Origin of the sequence: Clostridium sp. AM54-37XD (assembly GCF_003478225.1) — a bacterium.
Classification (GTDB): domain Bacteria; phylum Bacillota; class Clostridia; order Lachnospirales; family Lachnospiraceae; genus Coprococcus; species Coprococcus ammoniilyticus.
Genome location: NZ_QUEV01000008.1, coordinates 18,554 through 44,368 on the forward strand (window position 1 = coordinate 18,554; position 25,815 = coordinate 44,368).

The following is a 25,815-nucleotide window of genomic DNA, read 5'->3' on the forward strand; positions in this document are numbered from 1 at the left end:
ATATATGATGGATTCCGGCAGCTTTTTTCACGTATGCAGTTATTTGCCGTAATTAACGCATTCCTGATATAAAATACTGGATTTTCTGTTTACAATATGTTTAAATATTTGTCACATATACTTAAAAATCGACAAAAATCAGGATGGGAGATAAAGTATAGATTCGTCTGTTCAAAATGAACGATATATAAAGAAGAAAGTAAGGGATAAAATGGCAGGAACGATAGATATAAAGCCGGCGACCAAGCTGCGGTTGGCACTGGATGTGCCGGCAGGAAAACAACCGGTATTCAATATGATAAGCACATGTTGGCATTTTCAACGATTCGATATGGTGTTACTGATTTTGCCGGATTTATACAAATCTGTCATGGCGTTCCATGTATCGCAATTCCACTTTCGGCAATTCCTTTGCCAACGCTGATCTCATTTCCATATCTGATGCATGGAATTGATACTTTATTTTTCAGTTCAAATGTGTCTGATAATTTATTCATTTGACGATCCTCCTTGTCTTTGATAATTAAATGATAGTTCTTGGAGTTCACTCTGTGTCAAGCTTTTTTTCAGAGATTAAAAAAATTTGTAAAAATTATGCGAATGTACGAAAAGAAATACAATAAAAATGATAAGGATTGTTGAATTATAAAAAAAGATTCTGTATAATACCATTAGAGTGTATTATATATTCACATAATATAAAATTGAAAGGAGAAAAAATTATTATGTTACAGAATCAGGAATGGGATTCATTCACAGGTAGACTCTGGAAAGAAGAATGTAATGTCAGAGACTTCATCCAGAACAACTACACAATGTACGACGGAGACGAGAGCTTCCTTGCCGGACCAACAGATGCTACTAACAAGCTCTGGGACAAGCTTCAGGCTCTTCAGAAAGCAGAAAGAGATAACGGCGGTGTATTAAAGGAGGATGCTGATGTTGTATCAAGCATCACAGCATACGGCCCTGGATATATTGATCCTGAGACAAAGGACCTTGAGCAGGTTGTTGGTCTTCAGACAGACGAACCACTTAAGAGAGCATTCATGCCTTATGGTGGTATTAAGATGGCTGAGGAAGCTCTTGAGATGTATGGTTACAAGCCAAACGAGAACTTCCATAAGATCTTTACAGAGTATCACAAGACACATAACCAGGCAGTATTTGATGCCTATACACCAGAGATGAAAGCTGCACGTCATACACATATCGTAACAGGTCTTCCTGATACTTATGGACGTGGACGTATCGTAGGTGACTACAGAAGAGTTGCTCTTTACGGTATCGATCAGCTGATTGCTTGGAAAGAGGAAGACAAGGCTAACTGTGGCGATGGTAATATGTTTGATGATGTTATCCGTCAGAGAGAAGAGCTTGCAGAGCAGATCAGACGTCTGCAGGAGATGAAGGTTATGGCTCAGTCATATGGTTATGATATTTCTAAGCCTGCTTCAAACGCTAAGGAAGCTGTTCAGTGGTTATACTTCGGATACCTTTCAGCTATCAAGACTCAGAATGGTGCTGCTATGTCAGTAGGACGTGTATCAACATTCCTTGATATTTATATTGAGAGAGATATTAAGGCCGGAAAGCTTACAGAGGCTGAGGCTCAGGAGCTTATCGATCATTTCACAATGAAACTTCGTATGGTTAAGTTCGCAAGAATTAAGTCATACAACGAACTGTTCTCAGGTGACCCTGTATGGGCTACACTTGAAGTTGGTGGTATCGGTGTTGACGGACGTTCAATGGTTACAAAGAACGACTACAGATTCCTTCATACTCTTGAGAACATGGGACCGGCTCCAGAACCAAACCTTACAGTTCTTTATTCTTCAGCTCTTCAGGATACATTCAAGAAGTATGCTGCTAAGATCTCAGTAAGAACAAGCTCAATCCAGTACGAGAATGATGATGTTATGAAGCCTATCTGGGGTGATGACTATTCAATCTGCTGCTGTGTATCAGCTACACAGACAGGTAAAGAGATGCAGTTCTTCGGAGCTCGTGCAAACCTTGCTAAGTGTCTCCTTTACGCTATCAACGGTGGTAAAGATGAGAAGTTCTTAGACAAGAAGACAGGCAAGCCAATGCAGGTTGGTCCTGAGTATGCTCCAATTACTGCAGAGTATCTTGACTATGATGAAGTTCTTGCTAAGTACAAGAAGATGCTTGATTGGTTAGCAGGACTTTATGTAAATATCCTGAACCTGATTCAGTACATGCATGATAAGTATTACTATGAGTCAGCAGAGATGGCACTTATCGATACAGATGTACGTCGTACATTTGCAACAGGTATTGCCGGATTCTCACACGTAATTGACTCACTGTCAGCTATCAAGTATGCTAAGGTTAAGGTTATTCGTAACGCAGAAACAGGTCTTGCAGAAGACTTTGAGATCGAGGGAGAATTCCCTAAATATGGTAATGATGATGACAGAGCTGATAACATCGGTGTATGGCTTCTTCATGAGTTCCTTACAGACATCAAGAAGAGACACACATATCGTAATTCAGAGCCTACAACATCTATCCTGACAATTACATCAAACGTAGTATATGGTAAGTACACAGGTAACCTTCCGGATGGAAGACGTGCTTGGACACCATTCGCACCAGGTGCTAACCCAAGTTACGGTGCAGAGACATCAGGACTTCTTGCTTCACTGAACTCAGTAGCTAAGATTCCTTATGAGTGGTCATTAGATGGTATCTCAAATACTCAGACAATGAACCCATCAGCACTCGGACATGACGAGGAAGAAAGAGCTGAGAAGCTTGTAAGCGCTATGGACGGATACTTCGATCAGGGTGCTCACCACTTAAATGTAAACGTATTCGGTAAGGATAAGCTCCTTGATGCAATGGAGAATCCGGATAAGCCAGAGTACGCTAACTTCACAATCCGTGTATCAGGATATGCTGTTAAGTTTATCTCACTTACACGTGAGCAGCAGCTCGACGTTATCAACAGAACATTCCATGACTCACTGTAAATCTTACACAGTCTGAATGTTTTAACAGATAAGTAAAAGATTGGAGTCCCGGGGAGTCTATCTCCGGGACTTTTTTACAGCATAAGGCAGACGGATTTTTATCCGTATATCATGTGCTTCGCACATTCTATGCATTCCGCAAAATCAGCATTCTTGCGAGCAAATAATTTTGCGTTCATTATATCATGTATGAAAATTGTGTATCAGAGAGAAAATAGAAAGAGACTATGAAGCTGTGAGTGGTGGAAACAGATGCATAGTCGTGGTTGTTTAATGTGTATTTGTGTAAAATAATAGAAAGAACTTAGAGGTGGAACATGCCGGAAAAGAAACAGATTTTAGGATATATTCATTCAACAGAAAGCTTTGGAGCAGTCGATGGTCCGGGAATTCGATTTGTTGTATTTTTACAGGGATGCAAGATGAGATGCAAATATTGTCATAACCCTGAGACATGGAATCTTGTAACAGATTACAGCAGACTGTATGCTGACGATGTCAGCGATGATGAAAGAGAAGCACTTGAGAAAAAAATTGAAGAGAATACAAAACTGCTCAAAGATAAGGGTGTTAAGATCGAGGCCAGAACTCCGGAAGATCTGTTAAAGCAGGCACTTCGTTATAAGCCGTACTGGAAAGGTCAGGGTGGTATCACTGTAAGCGGTGGTGAAGCATTACTTCAGATGGATTTCCTGATCGAATTTTTCAAGCTGGCAAAGGCGCAGGGTATCCATACTACGATCGATACGGCCGGAAATCCATTTACCAGAGAAGAACCGTTCTTCTCAAAGTTCAACGAACTGATGAGCCTTACAGATCTTTTTCTACTTGATATCAAACAGATCCATGATGATAAGCATCGTGAATTAACAGGATTCTCAAATCAGAATATTCTGGAGCTTGCACAGTATCTGTCCGATCAGGGCAAGCATATGTGGATCAGACATGTACTTGTTCCGGGAATTACGACAGATGAGGATGATCTGAAGAAGACAAAAGAATTTATAGATACTCTTAAAACAGTGGATAAGGTAGAGGTACTTCCATATCATAAGCTGGGTATTCAGGAGTGGGAGAGACTTGGAATTCCTTATAAATTAGAGGGAATCGATCCTCCAACAGAGGAGCAGCAGAAGCTGGCAAAGAGCATTCTTGAAAAATAGGAAATGAACAAAAACATCACACGGACGGTATATATATCTTTATTACGCAGAACACTTTCGTTCTATCCTCATGTAACGGTACTAAGCTCCCGCTTAATAGCGGATCGCTAAGGACCGACATTCGGACAGGTCTGCTTCATAAAATATATATACCGTCCGTGTGATGTTTTATGTCACGAACTTATATAATAAGAATGCTCTTTGCAAGCATGTTTTTAGAGTAGGTGGAAGGTCGACTTTTGAGTGTCGATGATTCCGCCTTTTTTTAGTTTGCTGATTTCAGCGGACATGGCGGAGCGTTCTACACCGAGATAGTCTGCGAGTGCCTGACGATTGAAAGGAATAGTGAAGGTATCCGAATGATTCTGTTTTGCCTGGTCGGAGAGGTATGCCATTAATTTATCACGGGTTGTTTTCTCTGACATATAGCGTATTTTTTGGTTTAACGCAAGGTTTTTCCGGGCAATTTCGTATAGCAGATTCCGGATCAGGGTGTTGTGAAACTCACAGGAATTCGAACAGGAGGTCAGAAGGTGGTGGCAGTCCAGAAGCAGAATATCACTGTCAGTCATGGCAAAGACGCTGATCGGTACAGTAGAAAGACCTGCGCAGGAGAAGGCTTCTGCAAACAGATCACCGGGTTGTAGATCTGTCATGACGCTTCGGTGCCCATAATAATCTTCACGGATCACCTGCGCTGTTCCGGTAAGAATGATTCCGATAAAGCGTGCCGGATCGCCCTCTACGAATATGGGATTCCCTTTTTTTACATGAATATGGTTTCCGTCCAGACATGTAAGCATAGCCGGCAGATCCTGTTCATCGATGCCGGTAAACAGGCGGCAGGCTGACAGGATATCAATATAGGATGTAAGATCGTGTTTGTTCATAAAATTTCCATTTCCTTAAATGCTATTTTGTTGGAAATCCAACATACATTTTGAAATAAGTATATTAGAATAAACACATAAAATCAAGAACCTGATTGACAGTTAAGTGATGAAAGTAAGCTGCGATGTATAATGTCGATCAAAGAAGCGACAGATATAACAGCAAATATCATAGAATGATCAGGTATCGGGTATTCAGGAGGAAAAACGATGATTCGCAGGATTATAGAAATTAATGAAGAAAAGTGTAACGGCTGTGGGGCATGTGCATCGGCATGCCATGAGGGCGCGATCGGGATGGTGAATGGAAAGGCAAAGCTGCTTCGTGATGATTATTGTGACGGACTGGGAGACTGTCTTCCTACCTGTCCGACCGGAGCCATTACATTTGTTGAACGTGAAGCAGCGGACTATGATGAGGCAGCGGTATTGGCGGCAAAAGCTGAGAAGACAGTAAATGGAGCAGGCAGTCCGTCAGGAGAACCACTACCATGTGGTTGTCCGGGTACGGCTATGAAGACATTTAATAGAGATCGGTATGACAAAAAGACAAGAACTGTTGAAGCAGGGAGTAAGACTGTGCAAAATGGTGAAGTATCACCTGAGCTTGTACAGCAGCTAGCATCGATGATGGGACAGCAGGAGTCAGAGCTGCGTCAGTGGCCGGTACAGATCAAGCTTGTTCCGGTGACAGCCCCTTGGTTTGATGGAGCAAAGCTGCTTGTTGCGGCGGATTGTACAGCGTATGCATATGCGAATTTCCATCGGGATTTTATTAAGGAACATATCACTTTGGTTGGCTGTCCGAAGCTTGACATGATAGATTATTCTGCAAAGCTGACAGAAATCATCCGGAATAATAATATCCGGAGCGTTACGGTTGTGAGAATGGAGGTCCCGTGTTGTGGTGGTATTGAGATGGCTGTAAAAAATGCTCTTCAGAACAGCGGCAAATTCCTTCCGTGGAATGTGGTTACAATTTCAACAGATGGCAAAATTATGTTAAATAATGCTTGACATTTTAGTTAGAAGCATCTAACATAACATGTGTTATGATGAATGATCAGGAAAACACAATAGAGAAAATCAAACAGACAGCATTAGACGAATTCTTCATGTATGGCTATAATAAAGCAAGTCTTCGAATGATCTGCAGCCGGGCAGGAGTTACAACCGGTGCAATGTATTTTTATTTTAAGAATAAAGAAGCGTTGTTCCGGGAGATTTTTGAACCACTGGTTGTGCAGTATGAAGAATTGCTTGTCAGATATATGGAGTTAGAGCTTGCAGAACCGGGGCTTGGCACGCAGTTGGATGTTCAGATGATGCGATTTATTCTGGAACACCGAAAAGAAGCGGTGGTCATTCTGGAGAAGGCGCAAGGAAGCTGTTATGAAATGTATCGTTCCAAGGTAGAACAACTGATGGAGCAGTCGATATATACATTTTATAAGAGCCGGATGGAATGTGAGCCGGATGAGAAGCTTGTAAAGATACTGGCAAAGATCCGTTTGGATGGATGTCTGGAGATTATTAAAGGAAATTACAGTATGGAAGATAGTTTGTACCTGGTTGAGAAGATCGGGATCTACTCAATGGGTGGAACAGACAAATTAATACAGAATCTAAGAGAGCCTCACAGCATGTGATATGTAGCTGTGGGGTTCTTTTTTTACAACATAACAAAAAATAACATTTGTTATGTAAATGCAGAAAAGGAGAATAAAACAATGAGTGAAGGAAAAGCAATGCAGACAGAAAATCAGAATAAGACAAAGGTCAGTGTACAGGGAGTACCGGAGACGATGCTGCAGACTTTATTTGCAAGAGCAGCAGAATCCAGAAAAGAAAATCACAATATCTATGACGAGAAAGCAATCGAGATCGTATCCAGGTTGGATTATGATTTCTCAAAGGCGGAATCCGATAAGTTGATGAGCAGCGGTGTAATTGCAAGAACGATCGTACTGGATCGTCTGGTAAATGATTATCTGACCAAGCATCCGGATACCATTGTTGTAAATATTGCCTGTGGACTGGATACCCGGTGTTACCGGATGAAGGGAAAATATCAGCGTTGGTACAATATCGATCTTCCTGAGACCATGGATATCCGAAGTCGTTTTCTTGAGGAGAATGGACCGATTTACCAGATTGCTAAGTCTGCAACAGATCCATCGTATACGTTGGATATCGAGTATCATGGAGAACCGGTTTTGGTGGTCATAGAAGGGCTTACGATGTATTTAACGGAGCAGGATGTGCGTAAGATGTTTGAGATTATTGATCAGACATTTACACAGGCAAAGGTTCTGGTTGAGGTAATGGCACCATTTGTTGTGAAGCATATGAAAGAGAAGTCCATAGAGGGAAGCCAGGCGAAATTCATCTGGGGTGTGAAAAGCGGAAAAGTATTTCAGAGTGTGGCACCTTCTTTCCGGAGCGAAAAAGATATCAGTCTGGTAGAAGGAATGAAGGAATTTGTTCCTGTATATAAGGTGCTTGGAAAGATTCCGGCTGTAAGGAATTTTTCAAACAAGATTCTGATACTGAATAAACGATAAGAGTTGAATTTAACGGATTTGGTAAATTGCCGGCGTTTGTGATACGCATAGGTGTTGCCATGCTGCCTCAAAAATAGTAAAATAAACTCAGATTTTGTCTGAATATTGGAGGTTTACTATGAATGAGACAGTTGTGATCAATGCATATATAGTCATATCAATTATTATTGCTGCTACAGATATATTATTAGCGGTAAAATCTTTTAAAAAGAATAAAACAACAGGTAGATTTCTGGGGTTTGCCTGTATGGGTGCGGCTATTGTAGATATTAGTTATCTGATCAGTATCATAAGTGATTCCTATATGTGCATGGCGGTTATGTCGAGTATATATTTTATAAGTATAGATTTTATGCTTGTCTCTCTTTTAATTTTCATGGTTTATTTCACAAAAGGAAAGTTTTCCGGATATGGGAAATGGATGGTAGCATTCTGCTTTTTATATTGTATATATGAATTGATCGTGTTTGCAGTTAATCCATTTATGGAAATTGCAATTGAATATAAACCACGGGATACGCTGATTGCAAAGTATAGCTATCAGATGAAGCCCTTGTATGAGCTCCATCTGATATTTTCGTATGTAATGGTGTTATTGGTGGTAGGTTTATTGATTCGGAAGATCTGTAAGATTCCGCATGAGTATCGTTGGCAGTATTTAAGTGTTATCATAGGAATTCTTATTATTGTAGGGATAAATGCAATCTTTTTATTTTTACCGGGCGAATCCGTAGTGAATTTACTGGACTACTCGATCGGAGGATACAGTATAGTATCATTTATCATTTATTGGAGCTGCTTTGATTATTCCACACATGGGATGTTGAATAAATTGAAGACAAGTATATTTGAAAATATAGGGCAGGGCATCGTTTTGTTTGATGATGACGAGCGCCTGATTCTGCATAATGAAAGGGCTGATTTTTTCCTGGGAGAAAAACTGTTGACCGGATGTAAAGATCTTCAGAGTTTTCTGGATGTATATGGATTGTCGTTTGATCCGGAATCAGATGACGACAGCTTTTCCCTGCAATGCTATATTAAGTCGGAAACGGAAGAAAAAACATTGCGGTGTGATGTAAAGAAGCTTGAAAATAAAAACGGCCATAAGATTGGTCAGATGTTTGTATTTACAGATATCGCACTTGAGACGGATATGCTTACAGGATTTCAGAAATGGGAAAATTTCAAACAGCTTGCATTGGAAAAAAATGATCATTTTACGTTCCCGGTAGGAGTTGCTGTATGTGATATTAACAGTTTGTCTGTTATCAACAGCACACTTGGAAAAAAAGCAGGGGATCAGAAAATCCGGTTGTTGTCGGAAAATATGAGAACCTGTTTTCCTGAAAGGGCATATTATGTCAGAGGAACCGAGGCACATCTTATAGCATTGTGTAGCCGAAGCAGTGAAGATGAGATGGCAGTATGTGCCGGAAAACTTAAGGAGAAGTTCGACGGAAGTATTCAGTATGCAGTCAGTGTGGTAGAAGATGAGACACACAGTATAGTTGAAAGCATTCGAAATACAACTAAAGCTATGCGTACAAAGAAATTAGTAGACAGCAAATCCATTCATTCGGATATGCTGGTATCTCTGATACGGGCACTTGAGGAATGTGACAGTGATACGGAGCATCACGTACGCCGTACACAGATTATGGGTGCAGAGCTTGGTAAACGTATAGAGTTATCCGATATACAGCAAAGCCGCTTGTCCCTTCTCTGTCTGCTTCATGATATCGGAAAGATCGGTGTTCCGATGGAGATATTGAACAAACCGGGAAAACTTACCGATGAAGAATGGAAGATCATGCGTTCACATGTTGAAAAGGGCTACGATATTGCAAACAGTAATGTAGAATTGAAGCAGATCGCAGAGGAAATCAGACATCATCATGAAAGGTGGGATGGAAAGGGCTATCCGGACGGACTGAGCAGGGAGAGTATACCGGTACTGTCACGTGTAATTGCTGTTGTTGATTCATTTGATGCGATGGTAAGTGACCGTCCATATAGAAATGGAATGCCTGTATCCGATGCACTTGAAGAATTAAAAAATTGCGCCGGAACACAATTTGATCCGTTTATTGTTTCCGAGTTTATTCAAATGATATCAGAGAATTATTCTGATACCGTAAAGGGAGTTCATAAGTTCAGACAGGAGAAGGAAAAGCCTCAACGCAAACAAGTGGCAAAACCGGAGGAGAACAGTACACTTCAGGAAGCATTCTGTGTACATACAGTGCAATGCAGCAGATATTTGCTGGATGGTTCATGGAATATTTTGTCTGTGGATGATAATTTCGAGAAGCTGACAGGTTATTCCGGTGAGGATGTAGAAAAAAATTCCATGAATCAGATGGACCTGATCCCTGAAGCTGATCGGACAGAATATTTGTGCCGGACAAATGCTAATCTGGCTAAGAGTACATATGTATTGCAGGAACACAGACTCCATCGAAAGGATGGAAAGGATATTTATGTCTTTTGCTATGGACGTGTCTTTTACGATTCGGCAGTTAAACAGGATCGTGCAGAGATTATTATTTCAGACGTATCGAGTACTTATTCCATGAAGATCCTGACAGATGCAGAGCAGAATAAGGCGGAAGTCAGATTGCGGAATTGGGAGAATACATATCGCACAGATTCCCTGACGGGCCTTTTGAACCATGCGGCTTTTCGGAATGATATGGAGATGAAGCTGTTATCAGGTGATTTTAATGCAATGATGATCATGATAGATGTTGATAAATTTAAGCAATATAATGATACCTATGGTCATCATAATGGTGATAAATATCTGATCTTAGTCGCCCAGACATTGCTTGTGTCTTTACGAAATGAAGATTTTGCCAGTCGTATGGGTGGGGACGAATTTGCGGTAATGATGTTCTTCAATAAGAATGTGCCGGAGAAGGCGATCAAAGAACATGCCCAGCAGATATTTGACAAAGTAAATCTGACAGTAAAATCTGCAGAGGGAGGTACCGGCATCTCTATGGGCGCAGTCATCGCTAAGTCAGAAGCAACCTTTAACCGGTTATATGAGGAGGCAGATAATGCATTATACGAGGCGAAGGAAAGCGGAAGAGGCAGACTGGTCGTGAAGGAGCATGGGGAAAAATAATATAGTATTTATGTTTATAGATGGCATTCTAACAGGAAGTGTTAGGATGCCATAAGAAGTTTGGAGAATTTTAATGACAAAAGAGGAATGGTATAAGCAGCTATTTGAGAGACTTGGTAATTCCAAGTTCCGAAGCAGCTTTCATTTAAAGCAGAAGGACATTGATTACATAAATGAAAAAGGACTGGATACTATAAGGCAGCATGCGCAGGATTTCATTGCAAAGCGGGAAGCTCCGGCGGTTATTCCAAACGATGGAAAACAGACGCCGATGAAAGGGCATCCGGTATTTATCGCACAGCATGCAACTGCAACCTGCTGCAGGGAGTGCATCCGAAAATGGCATAAGATACAGCCGGGCAGGAAATTGAGCCAGATACAGCAGGAGTATCTTGTGGATGTGATCATGACCTGGATTCAGAGAGAGATGGAGAGGAATAAGGATTAGATAGGTAAAAATAATATTTCTTTAATTGGGATAGAATACTATGAGATAATTCGCTTAATTTGTTGACTATTCCCTTAATTAACACTATTATTTAAGGAAAAGAAAGGAGAAGTAAGGGAATGCGAAACTTCAATTATTCTGCAATTAAATATCAGAAATGGGATTCAGAGATTTTAGGGTTAATTGCTGCTATTTATAAAGAAGCTGGAAAACAGGAGATGTATTTGAAGCAGCGTCCAGAGGAACTTGATAAACTTGTAGAGATTGCAAAAATACAAAGTACCGAGGCATCTAATGCTATTGAAGGCATTGTTACGACGAGTACCAGAATTCGTCAGCTTGTTGAAGAAAAGACAACACCTAAGAACCGGGATGAGCAGGAAATTGCGGGTTATCGTGATGTGCTGAATGTTATTCATGATAGCTTTGATGCGATTCCTATTACAAAAAATTATATTTTGCAACTGCACAAGATGTTATATAGCCATATGAACAATCCGCTTGCAGGGCAAACAAAGAATGTACAGAATTATATTAGTGCTACTTATCCAGATGGACATGTTGAAGTGCTGTTTACACCACTTGCTCCATTTGAAACACAGGAGGCACTCGACAGAATCTGTGAGGAATACAATCGTGTCATAGGAAATATGGAATTGGAGCCACTTATTGCCATTTCTGTTTTTATACATGATTTTCTATGCATTCATCCTTTCAATGACGGAAATGGAAGAATGAGCCGTCTGCTCACTACATTACTGCTGTATCGGAGTGGATTCTATGTTGGAAAGTATGTCTCATTGGAAGCAAAGATTGCCAAGAATAAAGACCTGTACTATGAGGCTCTTGCTGCGGCTCAGCCGGGCTGGCATGATGGAACAGAAGATGTAGTGCCATTTATCAAATATTTACTTGGAACCATCCTTGCTGCCTATAAAGATTTTGAAGACAGAATGGCGTTGGTTGAAATAAAACTACCTGCACTTGAAATGGTACGGAGAGCAAGTCATAATAAAATTGGACGTTTCAATAAGCAGGATATACGGGAGCTATGCCCTACACTCAGTGACAGTTCTATTGAAGGTGCACTGCGAAAATTGGTTGCATCAGGAGAATTGAGGAAAGAAGGAAAAGGAAAAAATACCTGCTATTTTGGGGTGAGGTAGGTGGTTGATTTTTTGTAAATATGAATTGGGGTAAGGGGTGGATTCATAACAGGATTTTGTCTGAATACTTATCCAGATGACCAAAACTAAAATATAAGTACCAACCGTCAAATTCGATGGTTGGTATTTTTTTAGAGTTTTCTGCGTCGGCAAAAACAACAGAAGAATGAGAACAAAATATGGATTTGTTGCCGATAATGTGGTATACTAACTATAGTAAACGTGATTTTTGAAATCATGATAATAAAAGGCTCACAGAATATGCTTTTTATCGTGTGAAAGGAGGAGGGCGGCAGATGCGATATCTTTCAGTTGCTGAAATGGCAAAAAAATGGGATGTATCTGAACGTAGTGTAAGAAATTATTGTGCCCATGGTCGTGTGCCGGGAGCATTTCTTACCGGAAAGACATGGAATATTCCGGAAAATGCAGAAAAGCCGGAGCGCACTAACAAGAAGAAAGAAAAACCAACGACCTTACTGGATGTTTTGCAGGATGAGAAGGCGAATAAATATGCTGGAGGCATTTATCATAAGACACAGATTGATTTAACATATAATTCAAACCATATGGAAGGCAGTCGGCTGACCCACGATCAGACCAGATATATCTTCGAGACGAATACCATTGGTATAGAAAAAGAAGTGCTTAATGTAGATGATGTGATTGAAACAGCAAATCATTTCCGGTGTATTGATATGATTATTGATCATGCAAAATTGGCATTGACGGAAAAGTTTATTAAGGAGCTGCATCTGATTCTGAAAAATGGAACCAGTGATTCCAGAAAGGATTGGTTTGCTGTCGGTGATTACAAGAAAATGCCAAATGAAGTCGGCGGTATGGAAACCGCACTTCCGGAAGAAGTTGCAGACAGGATGAAGAAATTGCTGTCAGAGTACAATAACAAGGAAGAAAAGACCTTTGACGATATTCTGGATTTTCATGTGAAGTTTGAACGTATCCATCCATTTCAGGATGGAAATGGTCGTGTGGGACGTTTGATTATGTTCAAGGAATGCCTGAAATACAATATTGTTCCATTTATTATCGAGGATAATTTGAAAATGTTTTATTATCGAGGATTGAAAGAATGGGACAATGAAAAAGGGTATCTGACTGATACTTGCCTGACAGCACAAGATAGATATAAAGCATACCTGGATTATTTTAGAATTGCATATTAAAAGTGAAAATACTGCGGCACAATATCGTGCGACAGTTCCTGTGAATGCGGATATGCTACTTCTGGAAGATCGGATCGGTAGACAAGATGTATGGAATGACAAGAGATATGTTTTGAAAATTAGGAATTGATGAATGATAACACAACTTTAAGAAATAAAAAGGCTGCTGATTTTTTTACAAAAGAAATCTTGACAGTAACATTGAATGCTGTACAGTAATATTAACAGAACCCACCACGCCTCTGATTTTTATGCGCAACCCGGTGGGACTTTTTTTGTGAAACAATCGATGCTATTAATAAATGCAAAAAATCCGATGAGTGATATGGATGATGGGAAAAAGCAAGTATTGTGTATGCGCTTCCATTCCCAAAGAAAGTTGAGGATGTGTTAGAGAATTATGATATGGCAGTTTATTATGACGCATGGGAAAATGATAATGATACATACCCTGTGTTATCTTTAGTGTATGAAATAATAAAGCAGTTAGGAATAAATTATGCTTTTGAGGATAATAGCAATGCATTCAAGTTGGCTGGCGCTGTGTTAGAAGCACTTACTGGTAGAAACATAAACGGTATTATTGAAAATTTAAAAAGTGAAAATCCTCTTACAAATGTTAAAGAAGAAAAAGATTTACACGAGAATATAAAAAATTTCTATATGGAGTTGTTGGTTGAAAGGGGAAATCAGCTCGTAGTTTTCATAGATGAATTGGATAGATGTAAACCAAGTTATCAGTTCCTGATATTCCGCTCTTAACTTATCAACATTCAATGAGAGATATTAACAGGGTAATGGAGCGTGAGATAGCGAGGGGGAGCTGCCCTTTGAAGCTGGATCATATTGAATTTGGAGATTATTCGTATCAGAAGATAACGTCAAAAAAGAAATTGCTGGAGGTGTTATCGTATTTGTTGTGGATAGGTGATTTCAAACAGTATGCCGGAAAGACTATCCTAAATAATGTTTATATGGACCTGCGAGGGAAAAAGCCTGTATTCAAGCGAACCAAGACAGCTATGGAAAGAAATAATATATTCTCAACAATCAGAAGGTATGCAAAAAAGCTAAAGACGCAGTATAATGGAGATGTATATCTGGAAATGGTCAGATGTTATTTCGATATACCGCAAGAAAATCTGGAAAAGTGCCGATATACATATCAAGGGAACGAAACATATGCCTTCTTGATGTCGGACAAGTATATCATGGCATTGTATACGCATTGTTTGGTGGCAAGGAAAGAGGCTGCCATGCAGGATATGCAGGTTGATGGTTTTACAGAGAAAGAATATGGAATGGTAAGGTTGGAGAATGTGGGAGATGTTTTGTTTCAGGCGTTGTTATTGGATAATATAAAAAATCAAAATGGAAGACTATTTGTTGAACTATGCACAATGTATCGTCTGTACTAGGAGCAAAAGAAAATTTGAATGAAAAAGAGGTAATAGGCAATGGAAAAAGGATTTAGAAAAGCAGTAATAATATTTGTTGATATTTTAGGCTCTCAAGATAGGGAAGGATTTGATGAGTGGTATAATATTATGAGGATATTCAGCGAGGCTGTAAAACGTGAAAAAGAACTGGATACAGCACATCCGTGGACTATATATAAAAGAGAAATTCATGTATTTTCTGATTGTGCATATATAATTTACGATTATAAAGAAGGAGTGGAAGAAGAGAGAAAAAATATGAATGCTTTAATGTGCATTGCTTGTTATAATACAGAGAAAATGTTATATGAATTTTTAAAGAATGGATTTATAGCACGTGGAGCCATTACTTATGGTGAGATATATTATGATAATGAAAGAAATGTTTGGTTTGGACCAGGTATGAATAAAGCCTACTTTCTCGAGGCAAAAAAAGCTAGGTTTCCAAGGATAATTATTGATCCAGAGTATGCGCAAGAGCTTATGGATTATAATGAAAAAATGTATCGAGATAATGCAATGCAACGAGAAATAAATGGGGAGATTATTAGAAAAGATACAGACGGATTGTATTATTTGAATTATTTAAATAGCATTTCTTTTATACCGGATTCAGATGAAACTGCTATGAAGATTTTTCGCTTATGCCAAATTGAAAGAAGCAAAAAGCGTGAAGATGAAAAGTTGAGCATATCAATAAAAGAAAAGTATGATTGGTTAGAAAATTATTTGCAGGACTATTTTGAGATAGACTTTGTATGAGGAGCATTCCTGTAATTCATTAAAAGCACCAATTGAATAAAAAAGAACCTCAAGGTATGATTGAGTTGCATCTTGGCGGATGTAAACAAAACAATCAAAACACCGGAGGTTCAACATGAATTATACACAGAATGAAAAAATTGAGCAAGTAACAGATACAACATTGGTTGTTGGAGTTGATATTGGAAGCCAGACGCATTATGCAAGAGCTTTTGATAACAGAGGGCGCGAGCTTACAAAACGAGTTTTTTCATTTCAGAATGATATCGAAGGATTTAATTTCTTTCAGCTTTGGACAGAAAAACTGAAAAATGAGAATAAAAAGACTGCAGTTCTGATTGGCTGTGAGCCGACTGGTCATTACTGGTTTGCGTTTGCAAAGTATGTACAGGATCATCAGAAAACATTGGTAATGGTCAATCCATTCTCTGTTAAGAAGATCAAGGAACTTGATGATAATAGTCCAAAGAAAACGGATGCAAAAGATCCGAAGACAATAGCAAAGCTGGTTGTGGATGGAAGATATTCGATTCCATACATGCCAGAGGCATTTATGCCGAGATAAGAGATTTGGTATACAGCCGTGACAGGATTATGAAGCAGCATAACATATCTGCAAACAGAATCCAGAGATGGCTTGCAATACACTTCCCGGAGTATCTGGGATTATATACAAGATTTGATGCCGCAAGTGGTTTGGCGGTGCTTGAAAAAGCACCATTGCCGAAGGATGTAATTGCACTTGGAGTAGAAGGAATCCGAAAGATCTGGCACGATAAGAAGATGCGTGGCAGAGGCGTTACAGAAGATAGGGCAAAGAACCTGGTAGAAGCTGCATACAATAGTGTTGGTCTGGATGGAGGAATTGGAACAAGAAGTGAGTTATATATGCTGCTTGAGGAACATCAATTATGGACTTCACAACTGGAAGCTGTGAATAAGGTACTGGAAGAGACTATTCGGAAAGTACAGCATGTGGAGAAGTTACTCGCCATTAAAGGAGTAGGAAGTGTTACAATAGCAGGATTTATTGCCGAAGTAGGTGATATAAGACGTTTTAAGTCGCCGAAACAGATCCAAAGGTATGCCGGTTTGGAATTAGTAGAAAACAGTTCCGGAAAGCATAAGGGAAGCTCGAGAATCAGCAAGCGAGGAAGAAGAAAACTCAGAAAGATCTTGTATCAGGTAATGATACCATTGTTGGCAAGGAACAAAGAGTTTCGAACAATCTATGATTATTATGTGACTCGTGTAAAAAATCCATTAAAACGAAGACAGGCAATGATTGCTGTCAGTTGTAAGTTAATTCGCGTATTCTATGCGGTATTAACAAAAGGTGTGGACTATGACCGGTTTAAAATGATGTCAGATATTCATCATGAAAGAGGAGTTATAGCCGCATAAGAAAGAAGTACTGTAAACAGGAAAGCGTCCGCCTTCAATGGTGCTGTGAAACAGGAATGTAAAAGTATATAAAACAAAGTAGAGCTAGTAGCTGCGTTGACATTTTTTATAGGGCAAAGACCCTGCTGTAGGAGCATAAGCAGCACCCAACTATGGATAAGCAGAACGAAGGAATTTAGGACCCGGCAGAGGCAGGTGATCCTGGTAGATATGAGAGGTTAGTTACTGTGGAGGAATTTGGGAGAACAAGAAAGCCTTCATAAAGAAAAACAAAGACGTTTAATTTGTTGTACTCAAAATCATCAGAAATGAGCTCATTGAAGCTACTTCGTATCCGGGAAACTCTAGTTTGTAAATATATGTAACTCGTAAACTGTTCAACAAACCAAGTAAAATCAAGGCTTTTGTTGAACATGCACTAAAAAGAATAGAGAGAATAAATGAATATGATGATAAAGTATATAAATTGGCATCAGAAAACACAAAATACAATTCTGTTGGTACAACTGTAAGAGAAAAGAATGATGAATGGCGAAATGAAAAAGAATGGGACGATGTATTTGAACAATTACAGAAAGAAAAAATGCATTAGTTGGTACTTGAAGTCCAAAATGTAATAGAGATATCAAGTGCGAAGTGAGAAATATAAAATAGGTATAATCTTATGAGTAGAGGAATTGGCGCTCACGCAAATTTAATTCTTGAAGATGAGCAGAATGTAATATACGAATATGGTGGGTATAACCTGAATGATTTGGAATATAATAACGAAAATCATTTATATGATGGAATGATTATTATTTCGAGAGAATGTTTTGTAGAACCTGAGATACATGAAAAAATAAAGAAGATGCAATCAGGTAGGAGGAAAGTTATTTCAAAGCGCATACCTATATCAGTTGATTATGGGAAAATGTTGGAAGAAGGCTTAATAAAAGTAGAAAATTGTAGTAATTGCTGGCAGGTTACGGAGGGCAAGCTGAATATCGATGTGATGGTATGCCGCATCTTATTTTATGTATTTAGAAAATATCAGGAAGAAGGTAAGATTCCAGAATATATTAGTTACAATGTATAGAAGGATACAGGTATGAAGGAGTAGTAACCCCACCCACTTTTTACTCCGTTTCTACTACGTTTGCTGTACACATCTTACGATATTTTGCTAAGGTTTGCATTTTATGTACAGAAATGACCGATACATAAAGAAGAATTAACACCGCGCAAATCGCTGCAAATGGCAGCAGAACAGCGCATTTTGAAAGGAGTTTTTATGAGTATACGCGTACTTTTCATCTGCCACGGCAACATCTGCCGTTCCCCCATGGCAGAATTCATATTAAAAGATATAGTAACAAAACGTGGTATTGCCGATCAGTTTGAGATCACATCGGCAGCCACCAGCACAGAAGAGATTTGGAATGGTGTTGGGAATCCGGTGTATCCGCCGGCAAGAGAAGAACTTGCCAGACATGGGATAAGTTGCAAAGGCAAACGGGCGGTGCAGCTTACAGCCTCAGATTATGATCATTACGATTATCTGATCGGTATGGATTCTATGAATATGAGGAATATTGAACGAATGACCGGACACAGACGTGGGGATAAGATCTATAAGATGCTGGAGTTTGCCGGACGAGATGCAGATGTCAGAGATCCGTGGTACAGTGGAAATTTTCGGGAGACTTATGAAGATGTTGTAGAAGGCTGTCAGGCGTTTCTTGACTGGTTGACAATTAACAAGAAATTAAGTAATTGATTAACCCAAATTTCACTTAATTTCCGAATAATTAAGTCGGATGCAAACTTTCTTTTTGCTAAAGAACATGTTAATATATATATAATAGCAAGTTCCGGTGGGAACAGAACATGTAAAATTAGGTAAGTATTCATTGTTGGGAGAAGATATTATTATGGCATTTGAATCATGGAGAGAGATTAACAGAATAAGGAAAAATCACCGCGACGCCATATATTTTTACGCGAATCTGCAAGATCGGTTTTACACGATTGAGGAAAATGATATTCTGCCTGATGAGTTGAATCCGGATGATAAAAATTTACTAAAAGCATTTTGCGACTGCACATGTATAGAAGAAACAGAGAAGAATAAAATGTGCAATTTGTATAGACAGATTGAGCAGGGAACAAAAGAGCCGATCAAGATGGATGATTTGGAGACATGGGTGCATCTTGAGACCAGATCAGGGAAGAAAGCTCTGATGGCAGTCCTTTGTTACCTTGAGAAAGATGAAAAAGGATTGATTCGGGAGTATGTGGGCATGATACGGATCATGCGCAAACAGGAATTAGAGAATCGGGAGATTGTGACATCGTTTAGCAATGATAAGAATCCGGCATTCTTTCTCAAGAAGATTGCGCGTTTTCAGGCAGAGCATCCAGAGCGGGAGTATGCATATATTCAGTTTGATGTCCGTAGATTTAAGTATATCAATGAGAAGTATGGCAGTGATACAGGAGATAATATTCTTCGGTATATATATGACACGCTGGATGTGATGTGTGATAAGGAACATCTGCATTGTAGATTGTCAGCGGATGTATTTCAGATCGTGACCTATTATAATTCCAGAGAAGAAATCATGGAATTTATTGATAAACTTGATGAAAAAATTCGGAGATATGGTGATATCAAGTTAAGCATTACATATGGAGTGAATATCGTACCGGGCAGCTCAACGGCATATCGCAAGCATGGAGATGAAGCAGGACTTGCCCGTGCAGAGGGTAAGCGGACGATTTTGAATAAGGTTGTATTCTATGAGGATACGCTGATGAATCATGTGAAACAGACGGGAGCGATCGAGGAAGTTGAGGAGGAGGCTCTGAGACGGGAAGAATTTCAGGTTTATCTTCAGCCGAAGTACCAGTATGACAGAAGCCATGCGAAGATCGTCGGAGCAGAGGCGCTTGTGCGCTGGATTGATGCAAATGGAAAATGCAAGTCGCCGATGGAATTTATTCCGGTATTTGAGGCAAATGGATTTATATACAAATTAGACTGTTTCATGTGGGAGATGGTATGTAAAGTTATCAGAAGATGGCTGGATACCGGAAGGCAACCACTTCCAATCTCGGTAAATGTGTCGAGAACCTATCTTCAGAAAGAAGATGTTGCAGGATATATCAAGAATCTGATCGACAAATATCAGATTCCGATGGAGCTGTTCCAGTTAGAGATCACGGAGACAACGGAGAATGCAGAATCATTGTCTTATATCAATAGTTTGAAACAGGCGGGATTTACATTGTTAATGGATGATTTCGGATCGGGTTATTCTTCCCTTTGTATGTTGAAGAATACACCATTTGACGTATTGAAGATGGATCGGCAGTTTTTGGATGAATGTTTGGACAGTAAACAGGGTAAGACGATCATTTCTCATGTGATATCCATGTCAAATGATTTGGGCTTAAGTATTATAGCAGAAGGCGTAGAGAATCGAGGAACGGCAGATTTCCTTTATGATAATGGATGTAGTGTATCTCAGGGATTTTATTTTTCCAAGCCTGTTCCGATTCCGGAGTTTGAGCATATGTTGGATGAACAGCAGACAGAGCAGCAGAGGTAGATATAAGGAACGGGAGGACAAAGTACTGTTGGAACTTTTGGATGGAAGACCGGAGAATACGGAAGGAAGATTGGAGAAGGAGATTCGGGTATATGATTTTCTTGACCATCTTGGAATAGAATATAAGAGAGTCGACCATGAACCGGCATTTACGATGGAAGTATGTGAGGAGATTGATAAGATGTTGCAGGCGACAATCTGTAAGAATCTTTTCCTGTGCAATCGTCAGAAGACACAGTTTTATCTGTTGATGATGCCGGGAGACAAGCCGTTTAAAACGAAGGAGATCACTTCACAGATCGGGAGCGCAAGACTGTCATTTGCATCGGCTGAGGACATGGAGAAATATCTGGATATCGAACCGGGGGCTGTCAGTGTCATGGGACTGATGAATGATACGGAGCATCATGTACGGCTGCTGGTGGATGAAGACATATTAAAAGGCGAGTATCTTGGCTGCCACCCATGTGTGAATACATCCAGTCTGCGGATGCACACGACAGATGTATTCGGATTGTATCTGGATGCGGTCGGACACGATATGACAAAAGTCGTCCTGACAGGTAAAGCATAGAGCAAAGAAAAAACCAGGCCATAAGTCATATACATTCAAGGAAATGTTGTTGACCATGTGTTTGGTTTTTGCTATGTTTAGACGAGAGATTTGAAAGGAAATAAAATATGAAAGAAAATATAAAGGGACAGCCGGGAAATAGAAAACCGGATGGCAGAAAAGTCCAGTCCCCAAATAAGAAACCTAACCCCGTGGCATACGAATATACAGACGAAGAATACCGGAGATTACTTGTAAAGAAGCAGACAGAGATGGAAAAGCTGCTTTCAGGATTTGCACCGGTCGATCCAATCGTGGGAATGGAAAATCCGTATTATTACAGGAACAAAGTATGTGCGGAATTCAGAAAACTGAAGAATGGTACGATCATCTCCGGCCGATATCAGGAGGGTACTCATAATGTCATAGAGACAAAAGGCTGCAAGATCGAAGATCAGCGGGCGGATGCGATCATTCAGGATATCACAGAGCTGTTCCGGTCATTTAAAATGATGATCTATAATGAAGACAGCGGATATGGACTGATCCGTCATGTGCTGATCCGAACAGCACATCAGACCGGACAGATCATGGTGATCATTGTGACGGCATCTCCGGTATTTCCGTCGAAGAAGAATTTTGCAAATGCACTTTTGAAGCTTCATCCGGAGATTACAACGATTGTTCAGAATATTAATACAAAGGATACGAATATGGTGTTAGGTGACCGGAATCAGGTCATCTATGGCAAGGGCTATATAGAAGATATTCTCTGTGGCAAACGGTTTCGTCTGTCGCCGGGAAGCTTTTACCAGATCAATTCTGTTCAGACGGAGAAATTATATAACAAGGCGATCAAATATGCGGATCTGAAAAAGAAAGAGACAGTGATAGATGCATACTGTGGAATCGGAACGATCGGTATCATTGCAAGCGACCGGGCAAAACGAGTGATCGGTGTGGAACTGAATGCAGAAGCAATCCGCGATGCGAAGATCAATAGCCAGATGAATAAGATAGAAAATATCGAGTTCTATGCAAATGATGCAGGCAGGTTTATGGTAGAACTGGCAGAAGCAGATGAGCAGATTGATGTTGTGTTTATGGATCCCCCTCGTTCAGGAAGCACAGAAGAATTTCTTTCTTCTGTTGTAACTCTATCTCCGCGTAAGGTAGTTTATATTTCCTGTGGACCGGATACCCTTGCGAGAGATCTGAAGTATCTGACCACACATGGCTATCAGGTGTTGAAAATCACACCATTTGATCTCTTTCCATTTACTGAGCATACAGAGGTTGTTACGCTATTGACGAGAGACAGAGTTATTTTTAAGTAGGAGAGGAACGTTATTAAAGATGAAAGAAAAGATAAAATTATTATCCGGTGCACAACTGAAATATATAGCATTTGCTTCAATGTTGATCGATCATGTTAATAAAACATTTTTCATATATTTTAACAGTAAGGCTTTAATAGTTATGAGTGAACTGTTTGATATATTAGGCAGGATCGCATTTCCTATCTTTATTTCCCTGTTGGTGGAGGGATATTTTAAAACGAGAAATCGATGGAGATATTTGGGAACACTCCTGGTATTTGGAATTATATCAGAGGTTCCGTTTGATATGTGTACATCTAATGTATTTTTTGAACCAAACTGGAATAATATCATGTTTACGCTTGCGCTGGTGTTGGCGATGATCTGGATTATTGATGCCCTGAAAAAAAAGATGCAGACACTGCCCAAGTTCTTGTGGTATCTTGTATCTTTTATAATTGTAGCAGTAACTTGTCTGATAGCCATGAATCTGAGTCTGGATTATGATTCCCATGCGGTGTTGATCGGTTATTTTCTGTATCTTTTTCATGACAGACCGATTATTGCTATTCCGTTTAATTTTGCATCGATGTATAAGGAACCATGGGCACTTCTGGGTTTTGGCCTGATGCTTACTTATAATGGAAAGCGTGGAAAGCAGAATAAGCTTGTGAACTATTTGTTTTATCCGGTGCATCTTCTGATATTGGGAATTCTGAGAATGTGTCTTGGAATTTGACAGTAATTTGACGGCAACCGGCTGATAATCATTGAATTTTATGCCCCAATGTAGTATAATCATCGTGCTATTTTGGGGCTTTTTTGCGCCATTATACAGGTAAAGAACAAGAATACAGAGAAAAATTACCTTGTGGCATCAACTTTGAACGGCCATCTGACATAATGTAATATGGCTGAATGGTATGAGTTGTATGACCTTATAAATCAAGGTTTTAAGGAGGAATTATAACCATGAAGCTCGGCATAGTTGGACTTCCCAATGTTGGAAAAAGTACATTATTTAACTCTCTGACAAAAGCAGGTGCAGAATCAGCAAACTATCCATTCTGTACCATCGACCCAAATGTAGGTGTTGTTGCAGTACCGGATGAGAGGTTAGACAAGCTGACAGAGATGTATCACTCAGCAAAGACCACTCCTGCAGTTATTGAATTCGTAGATATCGCAGGACTCGTAAAGGGCGCATCCAAAGGCGAAGGTCTGGGAAACCAGTTCCTTGCAAATATCAGAGAGGTAGATGCGATCGTTCATGTTGTCAGATGCTTTGAAGATACAAATGTTATTCATGTAGATGGTTCGGTTGATCCGATCCGTGATATTGAAACAATCAATCTGGAGCTGATTTTTTCCGATATCGAAGTTCTGGATCGTAGAATAGCAAAGACGATACGAGGTGCAAGAAATGATAAGATGCTTGCAAAGGAGCTGGATTTCCAGCAGCGTATCAAAGCGCATTTGGAGGAAGGCAAGCTTGCAAAGACTCTTGAAGTAACAGATGAGGACGAACAGGGTTGGATCGAGGAATACAACCTTCTTACATGGAAACCGGTTATTTTCGCAGCAAATGTAAGCGAAGACGATGTAGCAGATGATGGAGCATCAAATGAGCATGTTCAGAAAGTAAAAGAATACGCAAAAGAATTTGATTCAGAAGTGTTTGTTGTCTGTGCACAGATCGAGCAGGAGCTGGCAGAACTGGATGACGAAGAAAAGAAAATGTTTTTGGAAGATCTTGGAGTAAAAGAATCCGGTCTTGATAAACTGATAAAGGCAAGCTATTCACTGCTTGGACTGATCAGTTATCTGACAGCCGGTGAGACAGAATCCAGAGCATGGACGATCAAGAAGGGAACAAAAGCGCCGGGAGCAGCCGGCAAGATCCATTCTGATTTTGAGCGTGGATTCATCAAGGCAGAGGTTGTAAGCTATAAAGATCTTATGGAATGTGGCAATATGGTAGCTGCCAAAGAAAAAGGTCTGGTAAGACAGGAAGGTAAAGAATATGTGGTAGAGGACGGAGATGTCATCCTCTTTAAGTTCAATGTATAAAACAGCTTCCTTTAGGAGATAACAAGAAAATGGAAACAATTTCAGAATATTTTAACAGTATTATCTTTCCGCATTTGGGAATCTTCCTGAAGCATGTAGGTGATCATATATCCATTGGCAGCTTTGAGATCCGGTTTTATGGTATCATCATTATGTGTGGATTTATCCTTGCCTACTTCCTTGTGACAAATGAAGCGAAACGAACAGGACAGGATCCGGAAATGTATCTGGACTTTATCCTGATCCTGATCATTCCGGTAATCTTAGGCGCAAGAATTTATTATATATTGTTCCGGCTGGATCAGTATATAGTGGCGGGAAATATAAAAGAAACCATCCTTGGCATGTTAAATATCAGAGGTGGCGGACTTGCGATCTATGGTGGTGTAATTGCTGGTGTTATTACCGGATGCATCTTTGCGAAGAAGCGGAAGGTAAATGTGCTTCGGCTTGCCGACACAGCAGCGTTTGGTCTGCTGATCGGACAGATCCTTGGACGCTGGGGCAATTTCTTCAACAGGGAGGCGTTTGGTGCGTATACAGATTCTGTATTTGCGATGGGAATCCCTCTTGATTATTACAGACATGAAGGAACACTAAACAGTCTGATCAACAGTGGAGTGATCTCAGATACCATGCTTGCAAATACACAGACACTTCATGGTATGGAATGTATAACAGTACATCCTACGTTCCTGTATGAGTCACTCTGGAATCTGATGTTGCTGATCTTTCTTCTTATATATAGAAAGCATCAGAAGTTTACAGGTGAATTCGCATTTATCTATGTAGCAGGCTATGGACTTGGAAGATGTATCGTTGAAGGACTTCGTACAGATTCCTTAATGATCGGCAATTCCGGTATCCGTGTATCACAGCTTCTTGGATTTGCATGCTTTTTAGTTGGTGCAGTTGTGCTCATCGTTGGCTATGTTCGCAGAGCAAAAGGGCAGTTGCAGACCATTGAAAATGAGTCTGTTCAGGCGCCTTCAGAGGATGAAAACAACTAGGCTCAATGCGGTAATTCATTGCGTGAAAAAAATATTTAAAAAAGTTGAAAAAAGTTGTTGACAGATACAACGTCTTATGATAACATATCCATTGTTGTGAGGCAAACAAATC

Annotated in this window: 22 protein-coding genes and 1 pseudogene; 21 read left to right on the forward strand and 2 right to left on the reverse strand. The window is 39.8% G+C overall.

Translation table 11 applies throughout. The annotated features are described in order from the left end of the window. Positions 1 to 368: 368 nt before the first annotated feature. Positions 369 to 497, reverse strand: coding sequence for a hypothetical protein (locus tag DXA07_RS13735; protein ID WP_279221006.1), 129 nt, complete (start codon positions 495 to 497; stop codon positions 369 to 371). Positions 498 to 725: 228 nt separating this feature from the next. Here DXA07_RS13735 and pflB point away from each other — a divergent pair, with 228 nt between their 5' ends. Beyond that, entirely contained in the window at positions 726 to 3,002 is a 2,277-nt protein-coding gene (pflB, locus tag DXA07_RS08680; protein ID WP_021944115.1) for a formate C-acetyltransferase, read from the forward strand. Between the two features lie 317 nt (positions 3,003 to 3,319). Continuing rightward, the gene (locus tag DXA07_RS08685; protein WP_008401904.1) at positions 3,320 to 4,165 is read left to right on the forward strand and encodes a radical SAM protein; all 846 of its coding nucleotides are present in this window, start codon (positions 3,320 to 3,322) and stop codon (positions 4,163 to 4,165) included. A gap of 215 nt (positions 4,166 to 4,380) precedes the next feature. Here the strand turns inward: DXA07_RS08685 and DXA07_RS08690 are convergent, their stop codons facing one another. Beyond that, positions 4,381 to 5,055, reverse strand: coding sequence for a Crp/Fnr family transcriptional regulator (locus tag DXA07_RS08690; protein ID WP_118484278.1), 675 nt, complete (start codon positions 5,053 to 5,055; stop codon positions 4,381 to 4,383). Positions 5,056 to 5,265: 210 nt separating this feature from the next. Here DXA07_RS08690 and DXA07_RS08695 point away from each other — a divergent pair, with 210 nt between their 5' ends. From DXA07_RS08695 to lgt, 19 genes and pseudogenes are all read left to right on the forward strand, one after another. Next, a complete protein-coding gene (locus DXA07_RS08695; RefSeq protein ID WP_118484280.1) occupies positions 5,266 to 6,072 on the forward strand; it encodes a 4Fe-4S binding protein in 807 nt (268 codons plus the stop codon). A 35-nt stretch (positions 6,073 to 6,107) separates the two neighbouring features. Beyond that, on the forward strand, positions 6,108 to 6,704 hold the full coding sequence (locus DXA07_RS08700; RefSeq protein ID WP_118484282.1) for a TetR/AcrR family transcriptional regulator: 597 nt from the start codon (positions 6,108 to 6,110) through the stop codon (positions 6,702 to 6,704). Positions 6,705 to 6,785: 81 nt separating this feature from the next. Then, positions 6,786 to 7,619: a class I SAM-dependent methyltransferase gene (locus tag DXA07_RS08705; RefSeq protein WP_226800974.1), complete on the forward strand. Its 834-nt coding sequence runs from the start codon at positions 6,786 to 6,788 to the stop codon at positions 7,617 to 7,619. Between the two features lie 118 nt (positions 7,620 to 7,737). Next, on the forward strand, positions 7,738 to 10,752 hold the full coding sequence (locus tag DXA07_RS08710; RefSeq protein WP_118484284.1) for a diguanylate cyclase: 3,015 nt from the start codon (positions 7,738 to 7,740) through the stop codon (positions 10,750 to 10,752). Between the two features lie 73 nt (positions 10,753 to 10,825). Then, a complete protein-coding gene (locus DXA07_RS08715) occupies positions 10,826 to 11,200 on the forward strand; it encodes a DUF4186 domain-containing protein (RefSeq protein WP_117821994.1) in 375 nt (124 codons plus the stop codon). Between the two features lie 119 nt (positions 11,201 to 11,319). Further along, positions 11,320 to 12,366, forward strand: coding sequence for a Fic family protein (locus DXA07_RS08720; RefSeq protein ID WP_118484286.1), 1,047 nt, complete (start codon positions 11,320 to 11,322; stop codon positions 12,364 to 12,366). Between the two features lie 296 nt (positions 12,367 to 12,662). After that, positions 12,663 to 13,553 carry a DNA-binding protein gene (locus tag DXA07_RS08725; RefSeq protein ID WP_118484288.1) on the forward strand — a complete coding sequence of 297 codons (891 nt, stop codon included), beginning with the start codon at positions 12,663 to 12,665 and terminating at the stop codon, positions 13,551 to 13,553. A 405-nt stretch (positions 13,554 to 13,958) separates the two neighbouring features. Beyond that, positions 13,959 to 14,315: a P-loop NTPase fold protein gene (locus DXA07_RS13505; protein WP_243013751.1), complete on the forward strand. Its 357-nt coding sequence runs from the start codon at positions 13,959 to 13,961 to the stop codon at positions 14,313 to 14,315. A gap of 68 nt (positions 14,316 to 14,383) precedes the next feature. Further along, positions 14,384 to 14,971, forward strand: a complete 588-nt coding sequence (locus DXA07_RS08735) for a hypothetical protein (RefSeq protein ID WP_347475204.1) — start codon at positions 14,384 to 14,386, stop codon at positions 14,969 to 14,971. Between the two features lie 39 nt (positions 14,972 to 15,010). Beyond that, positions 15,011 to 15,754, forward strand: a complete 744-nt coding sequence (locus tag DXA07_RS08740) for a hypothetical protein (protein WP_117807316.1) — start codon at positions 15,011 to 15,013, stop codon at positions 15,752 to 15,754. Positions 15,755 to 15,869: 115 nt separating this feature from the next. Beyond that, positions 15,870 to 17,158 (forward strand): annotated as a pseudogene (locus DXA07_RS08745) (IS110 family transposase). Between the two features lie 664 nt (positions 17,159 to 17,822). Further along, positions 17,823 to 18,236, forward strand: coding sequence for a hypothetical protein (locus DXA07_RS08750; RefSeq protein ID WP_117807318.1), 414 nt, complete (start codon positions 17,823 to 17,825; stop codon positions 18,234 to 18,236). A gap of 195 nt (positions 18,237 to 18,431) precedes the next feature. Beyond that, complete coding sequence (locus tag DXA07_RS08755; protein ID WP_118484290.1) at positions 18,432 to 18,917, forward strand: low molecular weight protein-tyrosine-phosphatase; 486 nt, start codon at positions 18,432 to 18,434, stop codon at positions 18,915 to 18,917. A gap of 154 nt (positions 18,918 to 19,071) precedes the next feature. Then, positions 19,072 to 20,751, forward strand: coding sequence for a GGDEF domain-containing phosphodiesterase (locus tag DXA07_RS08760; protein ID WP_147352409.1), 1,680 nt, complete (start codon positions 19,072 to 19,074; stop codon positions 20,749 to 20,751). Next, positions 20,723 to 21,325, forward strand: coding sequence for a prolyl-tRNA synthetase associated domain-containing protein (locus DXA07_RS08765; protein ID WP_348980803.1), 603 nt, complete (start codon positions 20,723 to 20,725; stop codon positions 21,323 to 21,325). The genes DXA07_RS08760 and DXA07_RS08765 overlap by 29 nt, the downstream gene beginning before the upstream one ends. 107 nt (positions 21,326 to 21,432) lie before the next feature. Then, on the forward strand, positions 21,433 to 22,641 hold the full coding sequence (rlmD, locus tag DXA07_RS08770) for a 23S rRNA (uracil(1939)-C(5))-methyltransferase RlmD (protein WP_118484294.1): 1,209 nt from the start codon (positions 21,433 to 21,435) through the stop codon (positions 22,639 to 22,641). Positions 22,642 to 22,660: 19 nt separating this feature from the next. Next, positions 22,661 to 23,362, forward strand: coding sequence for a TraX family protein (locus tag DXA07_RS08775; RefSeq protein WP_008401875.1), 702 nt, complete (start codon positions 22,661 to 22,663; stop codon positions 23,360 to 23,362). A gap of 233 nt (positions 23,363 to 23,595) precedes the next feature. After that, complete coding sequence (gene ychF, locus DXA07_RS08780) at positions 23,596 to 24,693, forward strand: redox-regulated ATPase YchF (protein ID WP_117807322.1); 1,098 nt, start codon at positions 23,596 to 23,598, stop codon at positions 24,691 to 24,693. A gap of 29 nt (positions 24,694 to 24,722) precedes the next feature. Next, positions 24,723 to 25,703 carry a prolipoprotein diacylglyceryl transferase gene (lgt, locus tag DXA07_RS08785; RefSeq protein WP_117821956.1) on the forward strand — a complete coding sequence of 327 codons (981 nt, stop codon included), beginning with the start codon at positions 24,723 to 24,725 and terminating at the stop codon, positions 25,701 to 25,703. Positions 25,704 to 25,815 lie beyond the last annotated feature (112 nt).

Coding starts and splice junctions, on each gene's coding strand:
- DXA07_RS13735 (WP_279221006.1), bottom strand. CDS start 497: ATGAATAAATTATCAGACACATTTGAACTGAAAAATAAAGTATCAATT.
- pflB (WP_021944115.1), top strand. CDS start 726: ATGTTACAGAATCAGGAATGGGATTCATTCACAGGTAGACTCTGGAAA.
- DXA07_RS08685 (WP_008401904.1), top strand. CDS start 3,320: ATGCCGGAAAAGAAACAGATTTTAGGATATATTCATTCAACAGAAAGC.
- DXA07_RS08690 (WP_118484278.1), bottom strand. CDS start 5,055: ATGAACAAACACGATCTTACATCCTATATTGATATCCTGTCAGCCTGC.
- DXA07_RS08695 (WP_118484280.1), top strand. CDS start 5,266: ATGATTCGCAGGATTATAGAAATTAATGAAGAAAAGTGTAACGGCTGT.
- DXA07_RS08700 (WP_118484282.1), top strand. CDS start 6,108: ATGATGAATGATCAGGAAAACACAATAGAGAAAATCAAACAGACAGCA.
- DXA07_RS08705 (WP_226800974.1), top strand. CDS start 6,786: ATGAGTGAAGGAAAAGCAATGCAGACAGAAAATCAGAATAAGACAAAG.
- DXA07_RS08710 (WP_118484284.1), top strand. CDS start 7,738: ATGAATGAGACAGTTGTGATCAATGCATATATAGTCATATCAATTATT.
- DXA07_RS08715 (WP_117821994.1), top strand. CDS start 10,826: ATGACAAAAGAGGAATGGTATAAGCAGCTATTTGAGAGACTTGGTAAT.
- DXA07_RS08720 (WP_118484286.1), top strand. CDS start 11,320: ATGCGAAACTTCAATTATTCTGCAATTAAATATCAGAAATGGGATTCA.
- DXA07_RS08725 (WP_118484288.1), top strand. CDS start 12,663: ATGCGATATCTTTCAGTTGCTGAAATGGCAAAAAAATGGGATGTATCT.
- DXA07_RS13505 (WP_243013751.1), top strand. CDS start 13,959: ATGGCAGTTTATTATGACGCATGGGAAAATGATAATGATACATACCCT.
- DXA07_RS08740 (WP_117807316.1), top strand. CDS start 15,011: ATGGAAAAAGGATTTAGAAAAGCAGTAATAATATTTGTTGATATTTTA.
- DXA07_RS08750 (WP_117807318.1), top strand. CDS start 17,823: ATGAGTAGAGGAATTGGCGCTCACGCAAATTTAATTCTTGAAGATGAG.
- DXA07_RS08755 (WP_118484290.1), top strand. CDS start 18,432: ATGAGTATACGCGTACTTTTCATCTGCCACGGCAACATCTGCCGTTCC.
- DXA07_RS08760 (WP_147352409.1), top strand. CDS start 19,072: ATGGCATTTGAATCATGGAGAGAGATTAACAGAATAAGGAAAAATCAC.
- DXA07_RS08765 (WP_348980803.1), top strand. CDS start 20,723: ATGAACAGCAGACAGAGCAGCAGAGGTAGATATAAGGAACGGGAGGAC.
- rlmD (WP_118484294.1), top strand. CDS start 21,433: ATGAAAGAAAATATAAAGGGACAGCCGGGAAATAGAAAACCGGATGGC.
- DXA07_RS08775 (WP_008401875.1), top strand. CDS start 22,661: ATGAAAGAAAAGATAAAATTATTATCCGGTGCACAACTGAAATATATA.
- ychF (WP_117807322.1), top strand. CDS start 23,596: ATGAAGCTCGGCATAGTTGGACTTCCCAATGTTGGAAAAAGTACATTA.
- lgt (WP_117821956.1), top strand. CDS start 24,723: ATGGAAACAATTTCAGAATATTTTAACAGTATTATCTTTCCGCATTTG.